Source organism: Streptomyces boluensis (genome assembly GCF_009908195.1).
Lineage (GTDB): Bacteria > Actinomycetota > Actinomycetes > Streptomycetales > Streptomycetaceae > Streptomyces > Streptomyces boluensis.
The window spans coordinates 1-3,467 of sequence record NZ_JAAAHS010000570.1; the positions used below are offsets into that span (position 1 = coordinate 1).

Consider the following 3,467-nt stretch of genomic DNA (forward strand, 5'->3'; position numbering starts at 1 on the left):
GTGCTGGGGACGTGGGTTGTTGTGTCGCGCCTGTGTTCGTTCAGTGGGGGTGGTTAGTTTTCGCCCCGGCGTTCGATGCTGCTACTCACGGAGGTGATAATTTCCGCGCCTTCTGACACCGACTTCTCATCAGTTCGTGCGGGAATCGCGTGTGCGCCGCCTTCAACCGGCACGGCTACGCCTCCTCGGCACCCTCCGGCGCCGGCCGCTCCCGCCCCCGTACGACCAGGACCACGCCCACCGCGCCGAGCAGCAGACCGAGCCCCGCGGCGCCGAGCGGCAGGGTCTCGCCGACCAGCTTCAGGCGGCCGCTGTCGTCGTCGGCGAGCGCCACCTGCTTCCGCTGGGTGTCCGCGGTGAACGCGATCTTCCGGCTCTCCAGGAGCACCACCGCGTCCTTGTCCGAGCCCGGCTTGCGGAGCGTCTTGCGCGGCCCGATCTGCGCGTACACGATCCGCCCGGTGCGCTGGTCGGCGACCAGCTCCACGCCGTGGTTGGCGTACCACTCCTCGGCGAGCACCTGGTCGGCCTTCGAGCCCACGAGCCGCCCCGGCACCTGCCGCGTCCCGGTCTTGGTGGCCTTCACGGTGCCGGTGAACAGCAGGCCCTCGTAGCCCTGCACCTTGCGGATGCCGCTGAACTTCAGCGGGACGGTCGCACCGAGGGTGTTGTCCCACCAGCGGTACGTGCGCCGCTCCACGTCGAAGGGGAACTTCAGGTAGGCCTCGCCCTCGAAGTAGGGCGCCTCGTCGCAGCAGTGCACCGGCGCGTTGGTCTTCCGGTCGGTGACCCAGCGCTCCATGGTCCACTGCAGCGAGTCGTGCGGGTCGGCCGCGGGCAGCGACTTGTCCGGGTCGACCGAGGTGGACACGTCCCACACGGCGTTCTCGTCGGAGCTGTCGGCGACATCGCCCCGCACCTGCCGGGTCACGGTCAGGTCGACGCCGCGGACGGTCTTCACCTTGCCGGTGTCGAAATAGGCGCCCTTGCCCTCGAATACGGTGACTTGGTCGATATCGACCGGGGTGCGTTTCGCCCGCGGCTCGACGTACCAGGCGAGCAGTGGCGCGAGCACGAGCAGGAAGACACCGACGCCGAACAGGGCGAGGGAGAGAGGCGAGGCTGTACGGCGCATCCGGGCACTCCAGAGGGTGTTTTTGAGGCGGCTCGACCGGCGCTGAGAGCGGCGGGAGATGCGGCAAACGAACAGTGCGTGGAGGGGCTCACAGGCAGCGGAGCAAGTGCACGTGTGCTCTGGGCCGGGAACCGTAGGCGCACCCTTGACGCACTGTCAATGGACACAGGACACTGAGCCAGCGCCGGATGGGGACCGGCCAGGGGGACCATGTGTTCCGGGGTGGGTGTCGCCGACAGAGAGGCTGACCCTGCCATGCACCGACTGCTTTCCGCGGGCCTGACCGCGCTCTGCGCCGCCGCACTCGCGGTGGGCGCCGCCCTGGGCATCGTCGCGATCCTGGGCGCCACACCGGAGCAGCCCAATACCCCACTGATCAGTTACGAGCAGGCGCAGACGGGGCGTTGACCACCATGAGCGGACGCTCCGCCTGGCGAGGCGTGCCGCCGCCGCAACTGGAGAAGTTCGCCACCCTCGCCCTCGACGAGGTGCCGCGCCTCGCGGACGACATCCTGCGCGAGATCCGCCGCGAGTACCCCCTGGTGCCCGTCGTCCTCAACGACACGGGCGAACCCATGGCCCTCGTCGGCATCCGCCGGGCGCTCGAGGTCTTCGTCCAGCAGATCGCGCACACCGAGGACCGGCCCCGCTACCACCCGGAGGTGTTCCAGGAGTTCGGCCGCGGCGAGGGCCTGCACGGCCGCAGCCTCGACTCGCTCCAGGCCATCTACCGGCTCGGCGTCCGGCTCGCCTGGCGCCGCCTCGCGGAGCTCGGCCAGCAGGTGGAGATCCCGCCACCCGCCATGTACGAACTGGCGGAGGCGGGCTTCGAGTACCTGGACGGCCTCGTCGACCAGTCGGTACGCGGATACGCCGAGGCCGCGGCCCGACAGGCGGGTGAACGCCTGCGCCTGCAGCGGAAGCTGCTCGAACTCCTGCTCTCCGAGCACCGCGCCGACCCCACCGAGGCGGTCGCCGAACGCGCCGCCCGGGTCGGCTGGCCGCTGCCCGAACAGGTTGCCGTCGGCGTGCTCCTTCGCCCGGCCCGCGAGGCGGTCGCCCCGGCCGTCGGCCAGGACGTGCTGCTCGACATGGAGAACGAGCAGCCCCGCATGGTCGTACCCGACCCCGGAGCGGCCGGCCGGCCCGAACTCCTGCGCCGCGCCATGACCGGCTGGTCCGGCGCCATCGGCCCGCCGGTACCGCTGCTCGACGCGGCCAAGTCGCTGCGCTGGGCGGAGGTCGCGGTGCGCCTGATGGAACGCGGACTGCTGCCCTCCGGCGAGGTCCTGTTCTGCAGCGAACACACCGAGGCCCTGGTACTCCTCCAGCCCGAGGAACTCATCAACGACCTGGCCCGCCGCTGCCTCGCCCCGCTCGCGCACTGCGGCCCGGCGCACGGCCGCCGCCTGGCCGAGACCCTGCTCGCCTGGCTGGAGACCAGAGGCGGCGCCCCCGAGGTCGCGGCCCGCCTCGGCGTCCACCCACAGACCGTCCGCTACCGCCTGCGCCAGATCCGCGAGCTGTGGGGCGACGAGATCGACGACCCGGACCGCCGCTTCGAACTCGAACTGGTCCTCCGCGCCCAGCGGTTGAGGGGCGGCCTAGGGCCTGTCCGGCGGATCATGGCCGGGCCCGCGACGCCTGGCACGGCACCTCGCCGCGTTGCCGAAACGCCCGAATAGCTCCGCTATCAGGGCGCTCCGGCGCCTTGCGATGCACCGCACTGGGGGCACCTCCCGGCCGGAGGCTGGGGGAGCCGCGGTCTGTCCGACCCTGATCCACCGGACAGGCCCTAGCAGGCCCGGCACCGGAACCTCCGGATCCGCTCACCTCATAGGACTCGGCACACAACTTTCACACCACCTGCCTCACCCGTTACGCGGCCCCCTCTAGCCTCCCGACCTTATGGACTACTGCCACCCGTGCCGCAGGCATCTCAACGGCGCCCTCGCCTGCCCCGGCTGCGGCACCCCCGCCGAGGCCTGCCGACGGTATGCGGCGGAGCGGGCGGCGGCCGAGGACGCGGCGGGCACCGAGGCGCAGCCGGACGAGCCGCGCGCACCGGGCCGCTCCCGCCGCGCCGCGGGCCGAGCCCGCCGCCGCGACACCGAGCGCCGCCGCCGTCGCCGTACCCGCGCCCTCGTCCTCGGCGCGGGCTTCCTCCTGGTCGCGGGCGGTATCGGCGCGGCCCAGCTGAGCGCCGACACCGCCCCGTCCGACCGCGCGGCCCCCGCTCAGCCGGACGACTCCACCGGCCCCACGCAGACGGCGACGGAGAGCGACCGGGCCGACCGCAGCACCCGCCCGGCATCGAGCACGGCCCCACCCA

General features: G+C 72.4%; 4 protein-coding genes. 3 read left to right on the plus strand and 1 reads right to left on the minus strand.

The genetic code is table 11. The features are described from left to right. Positions 1–175 precede the first annotated feature (175 nt). Positions 176–1,135: a cell envelope lipid trafficking protein PgfA gene (pgfA, locus tag GUY60_RS35985; protein WP_161705645.1), complete on the minus strand. Its 960-nt coding sequence runs from the start codon at positions 1,133–1,135 to the stop codon at positions 176–178. 255 nt (positions 1,136–1,390) lie between these two features. On the opposite strand from pgfA, the gene GUY60_RS38380 reads away from it, so the two are divergent. The 3 genes from GUY60_RS38380 to GUY60_RS35995 form a co-directional block, all read left to right on the plus strand. Beyond that, positions 1,391–1,543, plus strand: coding sequence for a hypothetical protein (locus GUY60_RS38380; RefSeq protein ID WP_187370213.1), 153 nt, complete (start codon positions 1,391–1,393; stop codon positions 1,541–1,543). A gap of 5 nt (positions 1,544–1,548) precedes the next feature. Further along, positions 1,549–2,820, plus strand: a complete 1,272-nt coding sequence (locus tag GUY60_RS35990) for a PucR family transcriptional regulator (protein ID WP_161705647.1) — start codon at positions 1,549–1,551, stop codon at positions 2,818–2,820. Between the two features lie 223 nt (positions 2,821–3,043). Continuing rightward, a partial coding sequence (locus GUY60_RS35995; RefSeq protein ID WP_446697013.1) for an SCO2400 family protein occupies positions 3,044–3,467 on the plus strand: 424 nt, incomplete at its 3' end.

Excerpts from the sequence above, each read along its gene's own strand:
- GUY60_RS35990 (WP_161705647.1), top strand. The coding sequence starts at position 1,549 with ATGAGCGGACGCTCCGCCTGGCGAGGCGTGCCGCCGCCGCAACTGGAG.
- GUY60_RS38380 (WP_187370213.1), top strand. The coding sequence starts at position 1,391 with ATGCACCGACTGCTTTCCGCGGGCCTGACCGCGCTCTGCGCCGCCGCA.
- pgfA (WP_161705645.1), bottom strand. The coding sequence starts at position 1,135 with ATGCGCCGTACAGCCTCGCCTCTCTCCCTCGCCCTGTTCGGCGTCGGT.